Here is a 21,446-nt window from a genome sequence, read left to right as displayed (position 1 = left end):
CGCGATCGAACCGCCTGGCCGGGATGGGGCATTTCTGTTTCGGGCGTGTCCGCGAGGATTCGAGGGCCATTCGCGGGATCACTGGAGACCGATACTGAGGGAGCAAGGGTGAGACGAATACATCGTGTCACTTAGACGATATTTTTCTTCATTTACCTTACATATAAAAAAGATGGCTGGTGCCCATCAGGCTTCCCGGTGCGGATCGGCACTCAAATCTTTCACGAAGAACAGGTCACAGGCGGAATGCCCGGTGGCGCCGGTGCGATCCTCCGCGCGCCGGAACCCGAAACGGGCGTAGAGCTTCTGAGCGGCGGTCATATTGCGGTGTGTTTCCAAATAACAGCGATGGTAGCCGGCCGCGACGGCTTCCGCCAAAAGGCGCTCCAACAGCAGCCGGCCCAGACCGCGACCGCGCGATTCCGGTCTCAGATACATCCGCTGAAGTTCGCAGATGCCTTCGCCCTCGCGACCTTTCAGGGGTGCGAAACCGCCGCCGCCCAACAAAGCCTCGCCCTCGGAGAGGACCAGGTAACGGCGGCCCTCCGCTCGGTAGGCCGCGTACAGGTCGTCGAGTTCGCGATCGTCGACGCCGGAACCGCAGCTACCGCCGGTCAGACTGCGCAATCCTTCGCGGATGATGGATACCATGATGTCGCAATCACCTGGATCCAGCGTTCGAATGAGGGGTGTGTCGGCCATGGTCGCATCTCCCGAATCGGTGAAGTTTGGCGCGATTCTCTCATCATTCGAGCCAAATACCGAGCGGGGAGTTTTCCGGGATTTTTACCACCAAGGTCACGGAGAACGCGGAGGCATCGACTTTCCCACTCAAAAGCTGTAGCGGAAACCGCCGTAGGCGTTGCTGTTCTTCTCGAACTGTCCGAAGAAGGTGTGGTCGCGCGAGCCACCGAACAAATTCCCCCCCGCGAATACCTGCCAGGCGTCGGTCACCTTCCACGAGACCGAAGGCCGCAGGTAGAAGTCGTTGTCGCTGGGCGAGGCATACCCGAACAGGGACAGCGTCAGGTTCTGGTTCATGGCGGTCCTGGTCAATCGCACCGTGGTCACGTGGCGGTTCCGATCGCGGCCCACCAAACCCGCCGGAAGGCTGGCTCGGTAGTTTTCGTAGTCCAGCATCCGTTCCAGGTAATACTGAACGCCCAGGGTAAACTCGCGCGCCAGCTCCCGTTCATACCCCAAGAGGACCCGTATTTCGCCGTTGCCCACCGTCGGATCTTCGCCATCGCGATCTCGGCGCGAATCGTACCAGCCGAATTCGGCATGAATCAGGCCTTTGCCGAACCCACCGCGCAAGGACGCCCCCCATACGCGCAGTTCGGGAAAGGTCGCCAAGCCGCGCACCGGATCCTGGCCGGCCGGGCTCTTCCAAAATCCGTCATATCCGTAGAACGCCAACTCGTAGCCCTTGATCGTTCGGGAAATCCTCAAGGCCCATTCGCCATCGTCCACCCACCGATCGGGCCGATCCACCGCGACGACCGCGTCGCGACCGGCGCGACGTCCCAGATTGCCGTTCCAATAGGAGAAACGCTCGCCGCGAATGAAGCGATCGGCATCGAAGCGCGGCGTGTAGACCAGATCGATATTGGCGAACGACGGAAAGAAACTCATCATCAGGGCATCGGAAGGAGCCTTGAGGTATTCCGTCTGACGACCGGAGAAGAACGATTGCCAATCCTTGGGAAACAGGTCGTTGACGAACAACAGGTCACCGGTTCCCCAAGTGAGGATCTGGCGGCCCACCTTCACGTCCATCGACCGATTCGGCGAGAACAGCAGATTGGCCTCGCGCAGGTCGAACCAACCCCGACCGGTTTCCAAATCGATGTCGCGGTCGTCGATGACGTCGTCGTAGACGGCATCGCCGCGAATTTGAAGCGTGGTCCATTCGCCCATTCGGTTGAGATCCAATTGCAGCCGCGATTCGGCGAGACTGGTGTCTCGTTGGGTGGCGTCGTTCTGCAGGCGAAAGCCGGCCCGAACATCGAAGAACCCGTGGGCTTCGAAGCCGAAAGGGGCCTCGCCTCCCATGAGCGCACAGGTCCAAACCAAGAGAACCAAAAACTTCATCCGCATGACGTACCTCCCGCCCGTTTCGCACGCTCGATCATCGAATCTCCCGCGGCGGGCGACGCAGGAATCGCTCGGTGAAAATCTTGTCCACCAGGCCCAGGTCATAGCTGATGTTGCTGAAGGCATTCAGCGTCGAACCTCCGGTGACCAGGTCCTGCACCCGCGACTCGGTCACGGTCGGATAACCGTCGACGTCGGTCACGGCCAAGGCCTCGACGCGCCGGTAGAGCTTGCCGGATTTATCGCGGTACTCGGCCTTGCGAGGGAGGAACGTGTCCTTGTCGATCCATACCTTGTAGGAGGAGAACTCCACCTCATCCGGCTTTTTGGGGGTGTTCTCGACGACGTATTGGGTGTCGGTGGTTTCCACGAGCTCGTGGTGGTCGGCGGCCAGATCGCGTCCCGACACGTCTTCGTACACGAAGTCCGAACCCACGAAGGAGGTGCGTTTGTCACCGGGCGCGATGCGTTTCACCAGGTTCAAGGCGGGCAACCAGAGCCACCGATCATCCTCTCTTCCCGGATTTTTCCAAACCAGATAGGCCATTTTGCGAACGTCGGCGGGCGCTTTGAAATAGACGTAGAAACGTTGGTCCACCTCACCCGTGTTCAATCGCAGGATGGTGAAGGCGCGCTCGCGGATGTTGCCCTTGCCGTCGTCGATTTTCATGGCGACGTCGGCGCGGCCGTCCTTGCCGGCGTAGTAGGCGGCGCGGTTGGCCTTCTCGATGATTTCGGTGACGTCGGGCTCGCCGGCCCAGGCGGTCAGCGCGTGAAACAGCACCATAAAACCAGCCAAGCGTTTAAACATGACACTTCTCCTTTCGATTGCTGGGTTCCGGTTCGGCCGGAACGTTTTGGGCGGGGTAGAGCCAACGCTCGAGGCCGCGCGAGAGCGCAGCCAGGATGAAGAGCGTCGCCACCCAGGAAACCGCCATGATGGTGGCGAGGAAGAAGCCGACGGTGCGGTAGGGCACCAGCGGCGCGAACAGCAACGGCGTGAACCCGATGGAAATGGTCACGGCGTTGCGGCTGATGGCCGTGGCCGGCTCGCGAAACATTTCCGCGACCGCGGCCTTCCAGGACCCTCGTTGGCGGGTCATCTCGCGGCCTCGTTGTAGGAAGTGAATCGCGAAGTCGATGCTCAACCCCAAGGTCAAGGCCGAAAGAACGGCGACCGGCATGTCGTAATCTTTGCCGACCAACCCGATCAGGCCGTAGATCAGCGAGATGGTCACAGTCAGGGGAATCATGGAGAGCAGGCCGAACAGGGGGGACCGGAACAGCACGATCATCATCAACAGCACGACCACGAAGCTGGAGGCGAGCGAGGTCATCATGCCGTTGACCATCTTTTCCTGCCAGACCACGTTCAGGTAGGTCAGCCCGGCCCAATCGGATACCAGCCCGTCGGGTGCGGGGTGCGCGGCCATGTAATCCGCCACGGCGGTCACCACCGCTTCCATGTCCTGGTTGTCGCCACTCTTGAGTTGGACCCAAAGATTGGCCATGCGGTAATCGCGAGTCACCAAGTGGAAGAGGCTGTCCTTTTTCTTCATGCCTTCCAGTTGGGTAAAGACCTGGCCGACGGCTTCCACCGTGTTCGGCACGGCGAAATAGGTCTCGTTGGCAGGTGCCGGGTGCGGCGCCTCCGCGCCCGGTTGGCGGTAGTTGAGTTCGAAGGAGGCCTTCTTCAGCGCGTCCACCGCGGAAGTGGTTTTTCCCACCAGAGGATGCTCGGCCAGATGCCGTTGCAGGTCTTCGACGTAGCGCAACACCTCGGGTCGCTTGAAGGCCGGCGCGAACCAGGCGGTACGGCATTCGGCCAACACCTGACTGAAGCGTCGCTCCGTGAAGGTGTCGCAGATTTCGAGGGCGGTGTCCTGCAGGTCGGCGCCCTCGGCGGGATCGACGCGTTCGATTTCGGAAAACAGGGTGGCCGTAATGGCCGGATCGACGCCGGTCAGCCCGGCGACCACCCGCTTCAACCCGCTTCGATCGAGACCTTCGGGGTCCAGGTAGTTGATTTCGTCGGCCAGCAGGTCCCAACCGCCGGCCAGTTGGGCGTCGATCGCGGCCGCCTTGGGCCCGAGCGCATCCAACAGCGCCGAAGCGTCGTGGCCATGGGTGCGCAACGTGGCCTGGATGTCGCCGAGAAACTGGCCAACGGCGTCGGGAAAGATGAGGGACAGCCGATCCCTGATTCGCTCGGTCACATCGGCCGCAACGGTCTCGGCATTCACCTGCGAAGATTCCGGCGCGGTCAGGGTCAGGTAGGCGGTGTAGGTCCCGCCGAAGTGGTGATTCAAAACCCGGTCGGCGGTGCGAATGGCGTGATCTTCCGTGAACCACTTGACCGGATTGTCGTTGACGTTGATTCGGGAGATGCCGAAGGCGGCGACGGCCAGCAACAGCGCGGTCGCCGTCAAGATCCCTTTCCAATGGCGGTAGCTGATGCGACCGAACCGCTCCAGGAACCTGGCCATCGGTCCGGGGGCGTGGGCCAGACCCGTCGGTTGCAGATTCGCCAGGGATTTGGCGGGCACGAACACCATGATGTAAGCCGGGATCAGCGTCATCGTCAGCAACCAGGCCAGGCCGACGCCAAAGGCCACGTGGGCACCGAATACGCGAACCGGCGGGATGGGGGTGAATGCCAGCGAACCGAAACCCGCCATGGTCGTCAGGCTCGTGTACAGCATCGGCATGAACAGATGGCCCACCACCGAGCGAACCGTTTTGGCCTTGTCCTGGAAGCGATGATAGGTATCGAAGAACTCGGAGAGGATGTGCACCGAATCCGCCACCGCGATCGGCATCAGGAAGATGGCGATCATGGAGCTCATGATGTGCACGTCGAAGCCGAGCCCGATCAGCAGGCCCATGGTGCAGACGATGCTGATCACCGCCACCACCATCGGCGCAATGATCAGGGACAGGCGACGGAAGAACAACAGGAGCAGCAGGAAGATCGCCAGGCCCGCCATCGGTGCCGAGGTCGCCATTTGCACCAGCATTTCCACGCCGAACGTATCTTCGGCTACGGGTAGGCCGGTGATGTGCACCTGATCGGATGCCGGCCAATCGGCGGTCAGCGTTTCCACCAAATTGGCGACGTTGTAGCTGAACGTTTTCTCCGAAATGGGGATATAGAGACAGATCGCCATGCCGTCCTCGGAGACCAGCGTGCCGCGATAGAGCGGGTTCCCCATCGCATCGTCGCGAATGGTCAGCGCTTCGGCACGGGTGCGCGGGGGCCGTTCCATCAGGTATTCCAGTTTCAGGGCACCCAGTTCGGCCTGTTTGAGGTTGTCGACCACACCTGGCGCGATCAACTCGCGACCCACGATCGCACTGTGACCCTCTTCGTCGAACAGCCGGTTGGGGTTGTGCCGAAAAGCGACATTGAGGAGCCGGTGAAACAGGTCGCTGGGATTGAGATCCAAAGTGGCCGTCTGGGCGGCGCGATCGCCGCGAGACGGGGTGGTCACCCGGATTTCCCCGCGATCGGTGGGCTCGAGGGAGAGCAACTGCCCCGTCAAATCATCGATCCGTCCAAGAGTCTCCACATTGAAGATACCGTCTTCGTGGTCTTCGTTCACGATACCGACGATGACGAAGTCGTAGAGACTGAACCGTTCCTTGACCTCGTGGTGGTATAGACGAATCGGCTCATCCGCGCGCAACATGTTCTCGGGATCGTTGTCGAAGTGAACCTTGGGGAACTGAAGGGCCAAGCCGGCCGTGGCCAGTAGGACGAGCGAGAAGATCCACCAGGGATGCTTCAGGCTGAAATCGGTGAGCAGGGTTTTCATCGCGAGCCTCCGCGAAATATTTCTTTCGCAAGCTAAAGAGCAACGCCAATGCCAAGGAGGAAATCGCGTACCTGTCTCATTTTCAACAAGTTAAATAGGTTTCACGGTTTCACCGACACGAAACGGTTGAAACACCGATGAAACAGATGAAACACCTCCATATCAGTAACCACTTCATTTTCAGAAGTTAACTAAATGGCACAGGCTATGCCCTAGTAGTGCAGCGGCCGCCTGCCGGCGGACCCGGCCCGCCCGACTCGCGAAGCACCCGGTGCAAGCCGCAAGCACGGAGCGGTCCAGCAAAACGATGTGAAACCACATCCGGAGGTGTTCCATGACCATTAACCGTGCGCTTCGTCTGATGGCAGGACTCGTGGTTCTGATCAGTGTCTTGTTGACCCAACTCGTCAGTGCTCATTTCATCTGGTTGACGATCTTCGTCGGTGCCAACCTGCTGCAGAGTGCCTTCACCGATTGGTGCCCCGCCATGACCGTATTCCGCATGATGGGCTTGAAAAACTGAATGACAGAATGCGGAAAAGAGGCGTTGCGGCGCCTCTTTTTGCGTCCGAAATCGATGCCTGGTGTGCACCTCGGAGATAGGCCGTGTCGGCCCATCTCGATCGGATCGACCGGTCGCTCGAAGGAACCTGCAGGACCCAGGGCCCTCGAGACATCGGCATCCGTTTTTGGCGCGATACCCTAAAATGCCAGGATAATTTTTCCAGACAAAACCAGCCTATCCTCAAACTAACTTCTTCCTCTCTCGATCCCCCACTGCTTTTTCGGATACAATGAGACTAATCCATTTTTCCAAAAACAAACGGATTTTTCTCGCGAGGTCCAGCCATGTCCGAAGATTCAGTTTTTCGCTATCTTTCTTTGCGTCCCGCCAAACCCAAAGCGCTTCCCAAGATGAAACCCTATGCGGATGGGGTCAGCGATTTTTTCGAATCGCTCGCCAATGCCGAAAGTGACGCCGCTCGCACCACCCTTGCGGACGCCTTCCGCGCCTCTTCCGACTTCATCCCCGGCGAAAACGCCTTACCCGCCGAACTGCAGGGACTTCCGGCCTGGTTCGAGAACGCCCGTTCCCTGGCCGCGGATCAATTGGATCTTGCTGTCGAGTTGGAGTCGACACTGGGTGTTCCGGCCATGGACATGGTGGAATCCGAGGTATTTCGCCAGACGAGGCAGAATCTGGCCGACTCGCTGCAAGCCGTTTCGGTGTTGGGCGAGCAGGCCCTCGGGGATCAACTGGTCTATTTCCTGAAACTGCTCCACCTGGTCGAACGGGTTGCCCAGCACGCGTTTTTCGGCGATCCGGACACCAGCTTGGGCGATGCCCTGAATACCGTTACCGTGGAAAACCCGGAACAATGGTCGATGCCGGAACCGCCGTCTCCCGTGGTGGAGGATCCCGCTCCCGATCCTCCCGCAGACGATACGGAAGCGTTGCGCCAGGACCTGGATGCCCTGGAGCGGGCACGCCGGGAAATCATGGCGCAAATCGCCACGCCCGATGGTCTCGTGTTGCGCGCCAAGGAAACGCCTCCGGAACCGACGCCCACTTCAGATGATTCCCTTCAAAACATCGAGGCAAAGGTGAACTTGCTCTCGGAACAGTTGGCGCTGATGGGTGAAGACCAGGCCTTCGCGGAGATCAGAACCGGCGTCAGCCCGGACCAGCGAGCCGCGGAAACGCGACTGTCCCTGTCGGAGTCGGCTCGCGGCGCGCTGAGTACCCATACCGGAGAAATCCTGGCTCGATTGGGGCTTTCCGGAGCCGAGGAACCCCACCAGATCGTGCACTCCATCGAAGCCGAACAGCAGATACTCAGTGGGCAATTCAGCGTAACCCCCGCCGATCGAACCCTGGTGGATTTGGGCGGGGCCTGGCTGGCTCGGGAAAGCTTTCACTCGACCATCGGCTATGCCAAACCCGACGTCTCCAAAATACGAGGCGCTGGATTTCAGGCCTCGGTCGGCGATCTGTTGGTGGTCAAACAGCGCCTCAAGGCCTACCAGTTGGGGGATATCGCCCACGTGGAAAACGTGTTGCGCGGCGAGTTCAGGGAGCGGGAACACCGACGCCTGGAGCAGCGCGAAGAGCAAACCCTACTCGAGACGGAACAGGAAACCGAACGCGAACGAGATCTACAGAGTACGGAACGCAACGAAATCCAAAAAGAAGCCGAAGAAGTGGTGCGCGATCGATTCAACTTGGAAGCGGGCATGCGTGTGAGCGCCTCGTTTGGGCCGGCCGTGAACTTTTCCGCCAGTTTGAATGCCTCCTATGCCACGTCTCACGAATCATCCACTCGGCAAGCTTCCAGGTTCGCAAGGGAAGTCACCGAACGAGCGGCCGAACGAACGCGGGAACGGGTGCGCGAGGAACGACGGCGGCGCGTGCTCCACGAAATCGAAGAAACCAATTTGCACCGCCTGGACAACACCGGCCAAACCAATCAAAACGTGCGTGGCGTCTATCGCTGGCTCAACAAAATTTACGAAGCCCGCATCCTCAATTACGGTCAGCGCATGATGTTCGAGTTCCTGGTTCCCGAACCGGCGGCCTGGTTCCTTCACGGCCTGTTGGAGGACCCTCCCGTCGACAGGGTCCTCAAGGAACCGATCGCACCCAGCCATCGCGGCTCGAAACTGAAACCGGAACACCTGACCCGCGGCAACTACGGTCAATTCCTGGCGGCCTACGGCGTTACCGATGCCCCCCATCCACCCGATACCTATACGGTGGTCTCCCATTTCGAAAAGCAGGACGGCACCACGGCCGGCAATTTCGGCCGTGCCCAAAAATTGGTGATCCCTCCCGATTACGAAGCCTACGGTGGCTTGGTGTCCACCGATTACGTGATGTCGGGCCATGGCAAGAAGGGGTTTCGCATCGTCTTGGGCGGTAGCACCTACGATTTCACCAATGCCTGGGGCGCCGAGTACCACAATTTCTTTCGCGGGTACCGAAAGGAAATCGCCCTGGCCCTGAGCATCATGAACGTGACCTCTTTCGGCCTGGGCGTGGATGTGTTCTGCCGCCTGACACCCGAAGGCCTGGCCAAATGGCAGCACAAGGTCTTCGCCTCCATCATGGAAGCCTACCTCAAACAAAAAGCCGACTACGACGAAGAAAAAGAAGCGCGCCAGATTGCCGAGGGCGTCCGCATTCTGGGAAGGAACCCTGGCGAAAACAGGCGTTTGGAGCAAGACGAGCTGAAAAAACTGACCGTTTCCATGCTCACGGGGCGCACCCATCCCGGCTTCGACGTCTGGTCGGGAAAACCACCCGTTCCCGACTTGACGTTGGCGGGTCCGGTTGGCGATTACGTTCGCTTTTTCGAGAACACCTTCGAATGGGACAACATGTTGTACGTGTTCTACCCCTACTTTTGGGGGCGCACGGCCAGTTGGACCAAGGCGTTGCATCTTCAGGATCCCGATCCCGATTTCGCGGCCTTCCTGAAGGCCGGTGCGGCTCGCGTGCAGGTACCCGTCCGTCCGGGTTTCGAAAAAGCCATCGCTTATTTCCTGCAAACCGGGGTCACCTGGAACGGTGGAGACGCCCCCTTGCGCGACGACGACCTGTACGTGCCCATCGTGGAAGAAATCATGCGTCGACACGGCAGAGGCCAAAAGACGGAACCCTATCCCGACGCCAACGCCAAACCGTGGGACGTGGTGGTTCCCACCTCGCTGGTGGTCGTTCAGGATCTGGAAGAGGTGCCCGCCATCAAAGACAGCCTCACCGACAAAACGATGGATATCGACAACCAATCCAATGGCTGATTTCGAACTACATGCCGACTTCGATCACGACGGTCGGCTTTCCCGGTCCCGGCGCGAGTATGCCAAGCGCCAAACGCTTCCCGGTGCCATATTGCTGGCCAATCTGGATGCCGATCGACGTCGTCTGCCCAGGCAGGTCACGCTCGTGGCGCCAACGGTTTTGGACATGGACGCCCCCAAGAGGCGCCGCGACCGCGACCTCACGCCGCTGTTCATTCGCATTCGCCGATCCCTCGGAGGGCCCCTGTTCCTCAAGATCGTCGGCGCGTCCGCCAAGGTGGTGCGCCTCTACGACCATCGCCAAAAGGCGCTCCGTGCCCAATGGCACCAGGGATCCCGCTTCGCACTTCCGGGTTGGAAAAGCGGAACCTATTACCTGGAGGCCACCGCTCCGGCGGGATCGCCCATGGGTGTGCCCGTACCGGCCCCGGGCGCCAAACCCCAGAATCCATCGGAGTTGAAAGTCCAATTGATCACGATCGACGCGCACCGGCGCGAGCGGGTTTTGGACTGGTGCTACTTCCAACTGGCGCCGCTCTTGTTTGCCGGCAGTCTCGGTCACGCCGAGCACATCTACATGGCGGAAACATCGGAAAATGGCGCGGCCGTTCGCGAGGTGGAAGCTGCCGTGAAACGCATCAGGGGCCTGAAGCTCGTCAAGATTCCCACGACACTCAACCTCGGTGACGCCTGGGTTCAGGACCAGTTCCAAATGGCCTACGCCCACAAACCGGGTGGGCCAGGAATGCGCCTGGTGGTGCACCTGCCCAGGGTCCTGGTGAACGTCATCCAACCGCATTACGCACCCAATCTCTCGAAATTCGTGACCACCCACTTTCCCTCTCGAGATTTGGGATTATTCCAAGATTTCCACAAACGCAAACTGGCCATCAGGGACGTGAATGGGAAGGTCGCTCATCTCGCATTCGAACGATCGGGCCCGCTCCTGTACCAATTTCAACGATTCCTCCGGTTCCGCAAGCTACTGGTGGACGAGCTGAAAGGGCGCAAACATAAAAAATTTCCTCCCGAGCCCGATACCTTTCATCAACTCCTGACCAAAACGCTCCCCACGCTCCACCATTCGTTTCGAGAAGTGGTGGACAAGCTGATCGACAAGTCGCCCCATGCCCAGGTTCGTTCACACTTGCAAAACCTCAAAAACGTCGAAAAAAAACGATATGTACGGTTGATGAACAGTTTCAAGATCGTCGGGGGCAACGTGCGGATTTCGGTCAAGGGAAAGCTACTGGCGACCGTCACCCCCGACGACTTGAACAAACTCTTCCAGCGCATCATGGATATGCACAGCTCCCAAAATTACGGAGGCAACATCGAGGCGACGCCTCCCTTGGACGGGTTCCCCTTCGGCAAATTGGTCATCGGCCACCATCAAAAGGCACAAATGGATGGGGCCCTGCTCTCGTTCCTGAAAGCCCAGCGTCGGCAACCCATCGTCGCCGTCGATACTTCGTGGCTGGATGTGGGTCATGTGGACGAAATCCTGGCGTTCGGGCCCGCCCGCAAAGGACGCGACTGCACGGTCATGATGGCGTCGCCCATGATCGCGTTACGCATCCTGGAACAGGCCATCAGGCGCTATGTTTCCGGCCTTCCCAGCGGCCACCCCCACACGGGCCCTCCCGAACGAATCATAGACGATTACTCCTACACCAAGCGGTTCACCAACCACGGCGACGCCCCCATGACCCGCATGCTTCGCGGCATGAAATGGCTGCACCACGAGCCCGTGGGCGCCGGCATGGTCACGTTGCCACCCCGCATTTATCGAATCATGGCCGAGTATTACAAAGACGCCTTGGCGAACTGGCAGTTACCTTACAAACGGGGTGAGGGCACGCAGGCGCGCTATCCGGCCGATATCAGCGTCCTGGATTTCCTGGTGTTCGACAAAAACGGCAATACCAAAATCAGTCGATCTCATGCAGCCTATCTCAACTTTCAGATGAACCAGGAACTACCACGGGCCGACAACCTGTTGATTCCGGTTCTCTTCGATAGGGTGGACGATCCCGCCAAACAAACCACTTCGGCCTTTCTGCCCAATATGGTGAACATGCAGGTCGTCAACGGCCACGCCCTGGTGGCACGACCACACGGACCGCGAATGTACCCGGACGATGCCGCCGCCGTCCTCAAGCCGGTCCTCGAATTCTTCGACGTGAATTATGGACACCGGCTGGGCGCCGCCTACCTCAAACGGGCCGAATTCCGCACCATCCACTGGACCTATCGCGAACCCGGCGGTCATCACCAGGACAAGGATCACGAAGAACTGGCGGAATCCTTTCAGGACGGGTTCCCGGGCAAGGAAAAGAAAGAAATCGCGGAAAAGATCCTGAAGGCCAATCCCCGACACTTTCACGGGAAAGGCCGGTTGCGGACGGGTTGGCGGCCGATCCTGATTCCCGACGGCATGGTGGACCTGTTCCAGGTCTACACCCATATCGCATTGGCCTCCATCGGCCTGAAAGCGGAGTGGGTGGAGGCCTGGTACTACCATGTTCGCTTGGGTGCCATTCATTGCGGAACCAATGTTTTGCGCCGACCGGACAAAGCTTGGAGCACCTGGTGGAAGCCGACGAAAAGGTTCACTTTCGAAACGGACCGGAGGAACTGACGACCGAATCCGAAGGGTTCGTGCCGTCTCGAAAAAAGAGTGGCATGGCTCGGCGACGAGCCGGAGAACGAACTCCCACGCCCCATTCGACCGTAGCGAGTGCAAGGACCCGATAGTCCGTCACTGGTAGCTGATGTGCTCTTCCAGGAACTGGTTCAGCGAAAACAGGCTGCCTACCAATCCGGAAAATCCACCGGCCGCCACCAGGAACAGGACCCACTTGAACGGCAGGAAGACGGGCTCCACGTTGCTCAAAATGAATTCGGGATTGCTCGTCAGCCAGCGCGAGAGGCCCAGATGCCCGATGTATACCAATGTCACGCCCACCAGGGCACCCAACAAACCCTGCAGCACGCCCTCCACGATGAAGGGTCCGCGGATGTAGGCCCGCGAGGCGCCCACCAACTTCATGATATCCACTTCCTCGCGGCGGGTGAAGAACGTCAGCTTCAACACGTTGGATATGGTGAAAATCGACGAGAAGATCACGATGACGCCAAAAAACCAGCCCGAGAGCTGAATCAAGCCGGCGAACAGCTCCAATCGCTGGAAGACCTCTTCGTCGTAGTAGATCTCCTCGATGCCCTGCAAATTGGCCAATTCCTCGCGCAGGCTCTCGAACGTTTCGCGATTGGTTCCTTTGAAGAGAAAGACCTGGAAGCTGGCAGGGAAGGGGTTTTCGTCCAAATTGTCGACCACGTTCTTGTAGGCCGCGAAGTTGTCCTGAAACCGGTCGCGCGCGTCGGTCTTGGAAAGGTAGGTATAGGTGTCCACGAAGAAGCTGTTGGCCAGATGGTCGTCGATCGCCTTGACCATTTGCTCGGTGCAACTGTCCTTGAGAAATACGTTGAATTGAATCTGGTCCTGCCAATCCAAGGTGACCTTCTTGAGGTTGAGCCCCACGAACATGAAGGACCCCAGAATGAACATCGCGAACATGATGGTTCCCAGACTCAGCAGGTTGAGAATACGGGTCCGCCACAGGCTGGTGATCGCCTCGGAAAAGGAGAAGTAGAGAAACTGGAGCATCAGGTTTCCTCGACTTGGATTTGCGGCCCGGAATCATGCTCCAAACGGCCTGCCTGCAACGAAATCACCCGTTTGCGCATGCGCTGAATCATATCGCGATCGTGGGTAGCCACCAGGACCGTGGTCCCCTTGCGGTTGATTTTCTCGAACAGGTCCATGATCTCTCCGGCACGATCGGGGTCGAGGTTGCCCGTGGGCTCGTCGGCCAGCAACAGGGCCGGATCGTTGACGATCGCCCGTGCCACGGCGACCCGCTGCTGTTCGCCCCCGGATAGCTCGAGCGGGTAGAAGTGGGTCTTGTGCTGGAGGCCCACCATCTTGAGTACGTTGTGGGCACGCCGGCGCCGCTCCTTCAAATCGACGCCCAGGGTCTTCAGTACGAAGGTGACATTCTCGAAAACGGTCTTGGTGCGAATCAATTTGAAATCCTGGAACACGACACCGATCGATCGCCGCAAACGGGGAATCTTGGAGACAGGAATCGAGCTGACGTTCTGGCCATGGACCAGGATTTGGCCCTTCTTGGGAACCTCTTCACGAATGATCAACTTCAACAGAGTGGTCTTGCCGGCCCCGCTCGGCCCGGTCAGAAAAATGAATTCACCGGGGTTCACGATGAAGGATATGTCGGAAAGGGCAAATACGTCTTTTTGATAAGATTGATACACATGGTAAAAGCGAATCATAAAAATCTCGATTTCAGGTTGGTTCCATCGAGCCAATTCCCCAAAGGGCAGCAGGTCGGTTCTATGTCCGATCAGTGGCCTGCCATCGCGATAAAGGACCGATTCCACGGGAACAAATGCTCCACCATTCTACCCAAGACCGACCTAAACCCACCTGGAAATTTCGTCGGTTCGTGATTTGAAAAACGAACGGGTGGATTGGACCGCTCAAGGCAAATCCAATCGCTTCAATATTCTACGCAATTGATAATAGCTCACACCCAAAGCCTCGGCGGCTCGGGTTTGGTTGAACAGGGTCTTCTCGAGCGCCTGGGTGACCATCTTGCGCTCCAAGGCCTCGATCGCCGCCGGAAGCGTGACCTCTTCGGCTTCGGAGGGATCGCCCTCACCGACCGCGACAGCCTCGTCCGATCGCGCTTCATCCGATGGGACACCGGCTCCATCCACTTCCGGAGCCTCCGACCCAGCGACCGCCGCAACCGAAGGGCCGCTCTCGATGGGCCGTACCGGCGCCGGCACCGAATCGACGCGGGGCACTCCGGGATCCGCGGGCGGAGTGCTTGCGGGGCGGAAAGGGGAGTCGAACGGGTCGAATTCGATTTCTTCGATCGGCTCGCCGTCGCTGCGATACACAGCCCGCTCTACCGTATTTTTCAGCTCGCGTACGTTGCCTGGCCAAGGGTATTCCATCATCGAGAGAATCGCGGGACGACTGAACCGCGGCGCACTGCGCAGGTTCATTTCACGCGCCATGCGCACCGCGAAGTTGGAGACCAGCAGCGGGATGTCGTCAATGCGCTCGCGAAGAGGGGGGAGGGTGATCACCTCGAACGAAAGACGGTCCAGCAAGTCTTCCTTGAACTTCTGGCGCCGGCACAATTCGGGCAAGTCCTGGTTGGTGGCGGCAATGACGCGAACGTCCACCTGCAGGGATTGAATGCCGCCCACCCGCTCGAATTCTCCGTATTCCAAGACCCGCAACAGCTTTTCCTGAAGAGCCAGCGGGCTGTTGGCCAATTCGTCCAGGAACAGCGACCCCTGGTGCGCCAACTCGAAACGGCCCGGCTTGGTCTTGGTCGCCCCTGTAAAGGCACCCTGCTCGTAGCCGAACACCTCGGATTCCAGTAGGTCCTTGGAAAAAGCCGCGCAGTTGATCGTGATTCGAGGTTGCTGCCATCGCGGCGAAAGATAATGGAGACGGGCCGCCACCAACTCCTTGCCGGTGCCGCGCTCGCCGATGATCAACACCGGACGGTTTACCTTGGCCGCGCGAGAAACGCGCTGCATGGAGTCCAAAAACGATTCCGACTCGCCCAACATGCGGTATTTCTCGATCAATGCCGCTTGGTTTTGTCGCTTGAGGTAGAGATTCTTCGTCATCGACGATCTCCTGGACTACTTTATCCGGTAAGGCGTTATGATCGATAGGAAAGGCCGCGATCACAAATACGAATGAGGCGAATGGAACCGAACCCGCTTCGGTATCTCCTGCGATCTTAGCAAGAGCCCGTGCCTTTCGACGCCTCCCTTTTTCAAAACCTGAGAAGCGAACACGTTACAAAAAACACTCCGGCACCTAATGATCCGGGCGATTCGGCCGATTGTTCCAGTAAACCACCCCTTGCGAGGCTCCATGTCAGCGCGTTCCACGAATGCGGTCGTGACAATTAAATCTATTATTTCAAATTATTTAAAGTTATCTCGTACATGGTTTCGCCTCGTGGGACAAACAGCGATGGCGCGTCGCGCATCCCGATCGCCTGGCTCGCGATGACGCAGCCTTTGGTCTTTCCCCATGACGACATCCAGATCCAATCAAATTGAACAGTTGATACAGTCCACCAAGCGCGTCGCTCGTTGCCCGCACGCCATGGTCTACCGCGTGGTGCTCGAAGAGGTCGCCGCGATTTCCGACGCCCAGGGCGGCAGCCTGTTTACCTTCGAGCGCGGTGGATTGTGCCTTCGCCAATCGCTGGACCCCGGTCACGTTCCGGAAATGATTCCGCTTCCCCTGAAAGCGGGGAGTCCTTTGAACGCGGCCCTGGAAAATCGGGCGCCGATCCTCGTCGAAGACGTGGCCCAACACAACAACATCACCAGCAGTGGCTGGGCCGGTTACAACGACGGCTCTCTCATGATTCTTCCGCTGACGGACGAAGACAATCACATTCACGCCATCATCAGCCTGCACAACAAACGCACGCCACCTTTCAATCAATGGGACTTGGATTTTTGTCGCGTATTTTCCACGTTTTGTTTTGAAGTGATACGTGCCCAAAAATCCGCTTTGGTATTACACGAAACAGGTACCTACAATCGCCAACTGTTCGATGCATCACCACTCGGTATTGTCATTATGAACAAGAAGGGCGTCATCTATGACGCCAACCCGAGTTTTTGCGCTCTGATCGGCTTCCGCGACAATCAAGTTCATAAAAAATCCATATGGGATTTCACACCTGAAGAGGGTAGTGAAGTAGAGCGGGACCGACTTCAAGGCATCGGTCAAACGCCGATCCGCTACCAAAAAAACTTCATTCATGCCGAGGGCTATCAAATTCAAGTCGTGATCCATGCCACCTCTTTGGACATCCACGGCAACCGCTACATCCTTCAAACGATCACCTCGGCCATGCGTGCACTTTCCAATTCGTGACCCGGGTGCGCGGGGTAACGGAAACTCAGGTTATGGGAAAAAATGTCCGAAAAATAATCCTAATCGGTTGCGTACGGCGGGAGCGCTTTTTCTCGTTACAGCGGATCACAGCTCCAGGAGGGCAAGGTGAAATTTTTGGTCATCGATGACAGCAGTACCATGAGGCGCATCATCATCAACACGCTCAAGCAGATCGGTCACCACGACGTCATGGAGGCGGAGAACGGGAAACAGGCGCTCGCACACCTCGATGAAGCCGGTGGGGTGGACCTGATCATCACGGATTGGAACATGCCGGTCATGGACGGTCTTACTTTCGTTAAGAACGTAAAATCAGGCCCTTATGCGAATACGCCGATTCTCATGGTCACGACCATGGCCGCCAAGGACGACGTCATCATTGCGCTCAAGGCAGGTGTCAACAATTACGTCATCAAACCCATGTCGCCCGAAACCCTGCGCGCCAAACTCGACGCGATTCTCGCCAAAGGCTGAGCGACCGATCGCCGGATTTTCCAGATAGCCTCGTTTCGAAGAGGGGAGAGGCGTGAACGTTCGGGGTCTCCTGGAGGCGACCGGCCCCTTCACATCAACAGGCGTTTGAAGGCCCCTACAAGGTATAGGGAGCCCGTTACCAGGACGGGTCGCCTCAACAGGCCTCGAACCCCCGCGACGTCCACACGGGACACATGCTCGGGCCAATTTTGGCTGGGTAATTCCTTTTCGAACCCTATCGGCCACAAATGGTACGAATCGGCGATGGCATCAAAAATGTCCATGAATTCTCGAGGATTCTTTCCCAAAGAAAGATTACATAATATCGGTATCTTTCCTACACCCAACTCTCGCATCCAGTTCAGGACGGATGACCAGCCATCCACATTATGCGCACCGTCTAAATATACTTTATCTTCTAGTACTAAAACTTCTCTACGTCCTGGCAGCGACATCCATTCCTGTGATGACTTCGTAATACTAAGGCAATCTAAGGAAACATCTACCAAGCGACGATATCCCAAGTAGCCATTCACTCCTGTAAGCACCCTGGGAACGCAGCCAATTTCGTCAAGTCGCTGGGCCACCCCATCCAATCGATAGACCGATTCGGGCAGAACCAAGGGCCGATCCGGCCGCGCAATCTCTATCTTTTCCGAAGCGATCGCCTCTCGTGTATCTCCCAAAATGGCAACGTGGTCCAAACCCACGTTGGTGATCACCGAGAGACAGGGATCCAAGGCATTCGCGGCATCCCATCGGCCACCCAAACCGATTTCGAATACCGCCCAATCCACTCGCTCCATGCGGAAGATCTCTACCGCGAGAACGAGCAGCCACTCGAAATAGGAAAGCTCCGGATCGGGTACTACCTCGAGCACTCGTTCCTCTGCTCGCCGCCATAGCGTATCCGAAACCCAGGCCCCGCCGATGGTGATTCGCTCCCGAATGTCTACCAGGTGGGGCGATTGAAACAAACCGACTCGGCCAGGAAGATTGAAAGCGAGGTTGGTGGCCGTGGTTCCCTTGCCATTGGTGCCGCCTACCAGAATGTGCGGATACTTTCGGTGGGGTTCATCCAGTGCATCGAGCACGGCGCGCACCCGATTCAAGGTCGGACGAAAACTCGCCCACTCTCGACTCCGCTCAAAAATGGCCAGCGGCGGTTTTGGTTCGGGTAAAAGCTCCGGGGAAAGGCTCAACAATCACCCACATTCCGAAAGCCATCGATTGATGCTTCCAACTATCTCTTTTTGATAGGGTTAGAGCAAGCAACACGTTAACTCCACGAGAATCCGTTTTTCACGGCTTACTCGACCCTACCCACGGCATTTTTTAATTCTCGACAGGTTTCCAGAGCACTCAATCTTGGTAGGTGAAGTTAAAAAAGCGGAGGTACTTGGTAATTTTCTCTTTCAGCTCGCTCCGCTTGACGATCGCATCGAGCATTCCGTGCTCCAACAGAAACTCGGAACGCTGGAAGCCCGGAGGCAGCTCCTGCTTGATCGTCTGCTGAATGACGCGCGGACCCGCAAAACCGATCAGGGCTTTGGGCTCGGCGATATTCAGATCTCCCAGCATCGCGTAACTCGCCGTCACCCCACCGGTCGTGGGATCGGTCAGGACGCTGATGAACGGGAGACGCTTCTTGGAAAGGTACGCAAGGGCCGAAGAGATCTTGGCCATCTGCATCAACGAAATAGCCCCTTCCATCATGCGCGCACCACCGCTGCATGAAAAGATGATGACAGGCAATCCTTCTTCAGTGGCCGCCTCGATGCCGCGGGTGATTTTCTCACCGACAACCGAGCCCATCGAACCCCCGAGAAAGGAAAAATCCATGATGCCCACAACGGATTCGATACCACCGATGTGACCGCGGGCGACCCAAACCGCCTCTTCCTGAAATCCGCGTTTCTCCAAAGACTTCAACTGATCTTTATATCGCTTGACCGCTTTGAAGCCCAGGGGATCCTGTGGCTGAACATCGTTGAAAAGGACTTGGAATTTCTCATCGTCAAACAGGCGATTGAAGCGTTCAGCCGGCGAAATGCGAAAGTGATAGCCGCACTTGGGGCACACACTGTCGTTGCGATCCAACTCCTGGCGGTAGATGATCTCCTTACAGGCTGGACACTTCTCCCACAGGCCTTTAGGAATTTCAACTTTCTTATCGTTGGTGCGCCGAATCGGAGCGGATTTCTTAATAAACCAAGACATTATGACTTCCCTGCTTTGGTCTTTTCGGTTCGATAGTCAGAGATCATAGCGCATTTTCCATCGAAAATGGCACCGGGTTTTATCTCGAGAATCCCCACGCGAATGTCGCCGTAGACCTTCCCGTTTTCCTGTATCTGCAAATGAGAGCACTCGGTGATGTGACCTCTCACCTCGCCCATCACGACCATTTGCCCGCACTTGATACTGCCTTCGACACAGGCTTTTTTGCCTACGATGAGCTGGTCTTCCGAGACAATCTCGCCGGAAAACTCGCCATCGATACGCATTTTATTTTTGAAAATCAGCTTCCCTTCGAAGCGCGTACCTTCCATGATCAGGCCACTCAAGAAACCGTTGTCCGCCATAAACCCTACTCTCCTTCACCGTTTCGAGTCAGGAACGACAGCAGATCCTGGAATTCGTTCTCTGAGCCGTAGGCAATGACGATCTTCCCCTTTTTCGAATCGCCGGAGATGTTGACCTTGTGCTTCATCGACTGGCGCAAGCGGGTCTCGGTCTCTTTGACAACGGGGTCTTTCTTGGATTTCAACGGGCGCTTTTTGTTTTCCCGTTCCAGTGCCACGCGCTTCTCGAGTTCGCGAACCGACCACTGTTTGTCTACGCACTGCTGCGCCAGTTTGACGACCTTTTCCTTGTCTTCCAGGGTGATCAAACACCGTGCATGGCCGAACGACAAGCCGCCGTCCTGGATCATGTTCTTGATGACATCCGGCAATCGCAGCAGTCGCAAAGTATTCGATATCGTGACCCGGCTCTTGCCAAGGCTGCTGGCCAGGCTCTCATGGGTGAAATCGTGGGTATCGATCAGCTTTCGATAGGCCAGGGCTTCTTCGATCGGGTTCAACTCCTGACGCTGAATGTTCTCGAGCAGCGCCAACGAGAGCATCTGCCCTTTCTCGATATTGCGAATGATCGCCGGAATTTTGGGATACCCGGCCAGTTTGGTGGCACGCCAACGACGTTCACCGGCAATGACGATGTAGCGATTGCCGTCTCGGGTCACGATGATCGGTTGAATCACACCATTGTGTTTGATGGATTCGGACAGTTCGATCAGTTGTGACTCGTGAAAAACCTGCCGAGGTTGATCCGGATTGGGATCGATCAGGGCGACGTCGATTTCTTCCAAAAACTCCTTCAGTTCCTCCTGCTCCTTGGGTACTGAAGGAATGAGCGCGCTAAGCCCCTTTCCGAGACCTAATTTTTTGGCCATTCAAAAACTCCTTGGCTAATTTAAGATAGGCCTGCGCACCCTTGCTTTTGATATCGTAGAGCATGGCCGGTTTCCCAAAACTGGGGGCTTCGCTCAGGCGCACGTTTCGAGGAATGACTGTCTTGTAAAGCTGGTTCCCAAAGAAGCCTTTCACATCTTGCAGGACCTGCTGACTCAAATTGGTGCGTTCGTCGTACATGGTGACAATGATACCGGTAATTTGCAGGCTGGGGTTCAGCCGTTTTTTGACCAGCTCGATGGTGCCCACCAGATCGCGAACCCCCTCCAAAGCGTAGTACTCGGCTTGAATCGGAATCACCACACCATCGGAAGCCGTGAGCGCGTTTACCGTCAGCAAACTGAGCGAAGGCGGGCAGTCCACAAAAATGTAATCGAACTGATCTTTGATGGGGTCGAGCAGGTTCTTCAACACGAACTCGCGTCCAACTTCGTTGACCAATTCGACTTCGGCCGCCGCCAGGTTCCGATGGCCCGAAATCGCAAACAGCGTGGGGATTTCGCATACGATCATGGCGTCTTCCAGGGTCACCTCCCCCGAAAGAACGTGATAGATGTTGTGAGAGGCCTCTTCCTTATCGATGTTCACACCACTGCTGGCGTTGCCCTGTGGGTCGAAATCGATGAGAAGAATTTTCTTATCGATAGCCGCCAATGACGCAGCCAAATTGACGGCGGTCGTGGTCTTACCCACGCCACCCTTTTGGTTTACGATTCCAATCACTTGCCCCATGGCATTACCTCATCGCCGTGA

17 protein-coding genes are annotated in these 21,446 nt (G+C 57.4%); 5 read left to right on the top strand and 12 right to left on the bottom strand.

Features of this window, described 5'->3' with window-relative positions; all coding sequences use genetic code 11:
- Window positions 1-186 precede the first annotated feature (186 nt).
- The 4 genes from J3U87_RS14795 to J3U87_RS14780 form a co-directional block, all read right to left on the bottom strand.
- Window positions 187-702: a GNAT family N-acetyltransferase gene (locus tag J3U87_RS14795; RefSeq protein WP_237383827.1), complete on the bottom strand. Its 516-nt coding sequence runs from the start codon at window positions 700-702 to the stop codon at window positions 187-189.
- A 129-nt stretch (window positions 703-831) separates the two neighbouring features.
- Entirely contained in the window at window positions 832-2,100 is a 1,269-nt protein-coding gene (locus J3U87_RS14790) for a hypothetical protein (RefSeq protein ID WP_237383826.1), read from the bottom strand.
- Window positions 2,101-2,131: 31 nt separating this feature from the next.
- The gene (locus J3U87_RS14785; RefSeq protein ID WP_237383825.1) at window positions 2,132-2,908 is read right to left on the bottom strand and encodes an outer membrane lipoprotein-sorting protein; all 777 of its coding nucleotides are present in this window, start codon (window positions 2,906-2,908) and stop codon (window positions 2,132-2,134) included.
- Window positions 2,901-5,912, bottom strand: a complete 3,012-nt coding sequence (locus J3U87_RS14780) for an efflux RND transporter permease subunit (protein WP_237383824.1) — start codon at window positions 5,910-5,912, stop codon at window positions 2,901-2,903. The genes J3U87_RS14785 and J3U87_RS14780 overlap by 8 nt, the downstream gene beginning before the upstream one ends.
- Before the next feature lie 334 nt (window positions 5,913-6,246).
- Here J3U87_RS14780 and J3U87_RS14775 point away from each other — a divergent pair, with 334 nt between their 5' ends.
- The 3 genes from J3U87_RS14775 to J3U87_RS14765 all read left to right on the top strand — a co-directional run bounded on the left by J3U87_RS14775 (window position 6,247) and on the right by J3U87_RS14765 (window position 12,354).
- Window positions 6,247-6,435 (top strand): YgaP family membrane protein, encoded by a 189-nt coding sequence (locus J3U87_RS14775; RefSeq protein WP_237383823.1) that lies wholly within the window; start codon window positions 6,247-6,249, stop codon window positions 6,433-6,435.
- 326 nt (window positions 6,436-6,761) lie between these two features.
- Window positions 6,762-9,713, top strand: a complete 2,952-nt coding sequence (locus J3U87_RS14770) for a hypothetical protein (protein WP_237383822.1) — start codon at window positions 6,762-6,764, stop codon at window positions 9,711-9,713.
- The gene (locus J3U87_RS14765) at window positions 9,706-12,354 is read left to right on the top strand and encodes a protein-arginine deiminase family protein (protein ID WP_237383821.1); all 2,649 of its coding nucleotides are present in this window, start codon (window positions 9,706-9,708) and stop codon (window positions 12,352-12,354) included. The genes J3U87_RS14770 and J3U87_RS14765 overlap by 8 nt, the downstream gene beginning before the upstream one ends.
- Window positions 12,355-12,474: 120 nt before the next feature.
- Here J3U87_RS14765 and J3U87_RS14760 read toward each other — a convergent pair whose 3' ends face one another.
- The 3 genes from J3U87_RS14760 to pspF all read right to left on the bottom strand — a co-directional run bounded on the left by J3U87_RS14760 (window position 12,475) and on the right by pspF (window position 15,404).
- Entirely contained in the window at window positions 12,475-13,383 is a 909-nt protein-coding gene (locus J3U87_RS14760) for a cell division protein FtsX (protein WP_237383820.1), read from the bottom strand.
- Window positions 13,383-14,069 (bottom strand): cell division ATP-binding protein FtsE, encoded by a 687-nt coding sequence (ftsE, locus tag J3U87_RS14755; protein ID WP_237383819.1) that lies wholly within the window; start codon window positions 14,067-14,069, stop codon window positions 13,383-13,385. The genes J3U87_RS14760 and ftsE overlap by 1 nt, the downstream gene beginning before the upstream one ends.
- Before the next feature lie 207 nt (window positions 14,070-14,276).
- On the bottom strand, window positions 14,277-15,404 hold the full coding sequence (gene pspF / locus J3U87_RS14750) for a phage shock protein operon transcriptional activator (RefSeq protein ID WP_420038304.1): 1,128 nt from the start codon (window positions 15,402-15,404) through the stop codon (window positions 14,277-14,279).
- A 460-nt stretch (window positions 15,405-15,864) separates the two neighbouring features.
- Here pspF and J3U87_RS14745 point away from each other — a divergent pair, with 460 nt between their 5' ends.
- Together J3U87_RS14745 and J3U87_RS14740 are read left to right on the top strand one after the other, a co-directional pair.
- On the top strand, window positions 15,865-16,725 hold the full coding sequence (locus tag J3U87_RS14745) for a PAS domain S-box protein (RefSeq protein WP_237383817.1): 861 nt from the start codon (window positions 15,865-15,867) through the stop codon (window positions 16,723-16,725).
- Window positions 16,726-16,851: 126 nt separating this feature from the next.
- Window positions 16,852-17,220 carry a response regulator gene (locus tag J3U87_RS14740; RefSeq protein ID WP_237383816.1) on the top strand — a complete coding sequence of 123 codons (369 nt, stop codon included), beginning with the start codon at window positions 16,852-16,854 and terminating at the stop codon, window positions 17,218-17,220.
- Between the two features lie 89 nt (window positions 17,221-17,309).
- On the opposite strand, the gene J3U87_RS14735 is transcribed toward J3U87_RS14740, so the two are convergent.
- From J3U87_RS14735 to J3U87_RS14715, 5 genes are all read right to left on the bottom strand, one after another.
- Window positions 17,310-18,425 (bottom strand): bifunctional folylpolyglutamate synthase/dihydrofolate synthase, encoded by a 1,116-nt coding sequence (locus tag J3U87_RS14735; protein WP_237383815.1) that lies wholly within the window; start codon window positions 18,423-18,425, stop codon window positions 17,310-17,312.
- A 157-nt stretch (window positions 18,426-18,582) separates the two neighbouring features.
- Window positions 18,583-19,440: an acetyl-CoA carboxylase, carboxyltransferase subunit beta gene (gene accD, locus J3U87_RS14730; RefSeq protein ID WP_237383814.1), complete on the bottom strand. Its 858-nt coding sequence runs from the start codon at window positions 19,438-19,440 to the stop codon at window positions 18,583-18,585.
- Window positions 19,440-19,805: a bactofilin family protein gene (locus J3U87_RS14725; protein WP_237383813.1), complete on the bottom strand. Its 366-nt coding sequence runs from the start codon at window positions 19,803-19,805 to the stop codon at window positions 19,440-19,442. Before J3U87_RS14725 ends, accD begins: the two co-directional genes overlap by 1 nt.
- 5 nt (window positions 19,806-19,810) lie before the next feature.
- Complete coding sequence (locus J3U87_RS14720) at window positions 19,811-20,674, bottom strand: ParB/RepB/Spo0J family partition protein (protein WP_237383812.1); 864 nt, start codon at window positions 20,672-20,674, stop codon at window positions 19,811-19,813.
- Window positions 20,640-21,425, bottom strand: a complete 786-nt coding sequence (locus J3U87_RS14715; RefSeq protein WP_237383811.1) for a ParA family protein — start codon at window positions 21,423-21,425, stop codon at window positions 20,640-20,642. The genes J3U87_RS14720 and J3U87_RS14715 overlap by 35 nt, the downstream gene beginning before the upstream one ends.
- Window positions 21,426-21,446: the final 21 nt, after the last annotated feature.

Origin of the sequence: Sulfidibacter corallicola, from assembly GCF_017498545.1 — a bacterium.
GTDB classification, from domain to species: Bacteria; Acidobacteriota; Holophagae; order Acanthopleuribacterales; family Acanthopleuribacteraceae; genus Sulfidibacter; species Sulfidibacter corallicola.
Note: the sequence above shows the minus strand (reverse complement) of the source record. Positions and strands in the feature narration are given on the sequence as shown.

What these genes read in the sequence shown, in the direction of transcription:
- J3U87_RS14775 (WP_237383823.1), top strand. Translation starts at nt 6,247, where the DNA reads ATGACCATTAACCGTGCGCTTCGTCTGATGGCAGGACTCGTGGTTCTG.
- J3U87_RS14785 (WP_237383825.1), bottom strand. Translation starts at nt 2,908, where the DNA reads ATGTTTAAACGCTTGGCTGGTTTTATGGTGCTGTTTCACGCGCTGACC.
- J3U87_RS14760 (WP_237383820.1), bottom strand. Translation starts at nt 13,383, where the DNA reads ATGCTCCAGTTTCTCTACTTCTCCTTTTCCGAGGCGATCACCAGCCTG.
- accD (WP_237383814.1), bottom strand. Translation starts at nt 19,440, where the DNA reads ATGTCTTGGTTTATTAAGAAATCCGCTCCGATTCGGCGCACCAACGAT.
- J3U87_RS14780 (WP_237383824.1), bottom strand. Translation starts at nt 5,912, where the DNA reads ATGAAAACCCTGCTCACCGATTTCAGCCTGAAGCATCCCTGGTGGATC.
- J3U87_RS14770 (WP_237383822.1), top strand. Translation starts at nt 6,762, where the DNA reads ATGTCCGAAGATTCAGTTTTTCGCTATCTTTCTTTGCGTCCCGCCAAA.
- J3U87_RS14790 (WP_237383826.1), bottom strand. Translation starts at nt 2,100, where the DNA reads ATGCGGATGAAGTTTTTGGTTCTCTTGGTTTGGACCTGTGCGCTCATG.
- J3U87_RS14725 (WP_237383813.1), bottom strand. Translation starts at nt 19,805, where the DNA reads ATGGCGGACAACGGTTTCTTGAGTGGCCTGATCATGGAAGGTACGCGC.
- ftsE (WP_237383819.1), bottom strand. Translation starts at nt 14,069, where the DNA reads ATGATTCGCTTTTACCATGTGTATCAATCTTATCAAAAAGACGTATTT.
- J3U87_RS14745 (WP_237383817.1), top strand. Translation starts at nt 15,865, where the DNA reads ATGACGACATCCAGATCCAATCAAATTGAACAGTTGATACAGTCCACC.
- J3U87_RS14715 (WP_237383811.1), bottom strand. Translation starts at nt 21,425, where the DNA reads ATGGGGCAAGTGATTGGAATCGTAAACCAAAAGGGTGGCGTGGGTAAG.
- J3U87_RS14765 (WP_237383821.1), top strand. Translation starts at nt 9,706, where the DNA reads ATGGCTGATTTCGAACTACATGCCGACTTCGATCACGACGGTCGGCTT.
- J3U87_RS14720 (WP_237383812.1), bottom strand. Translation starts at nt 20,674, where the DNA reads ATGGCCAAAAAATTAGGTCTCGGAAAGGGGCTTAGCGCGCTCATTCCT.
- J3U87_RS14795 (WP_237383827.1), bottom strand. Translation starts at nt 702, where the DNA reads ATGGCCGACACACCCCTCATTCGAACGCTGGATCCAGGTGATTGCGAC.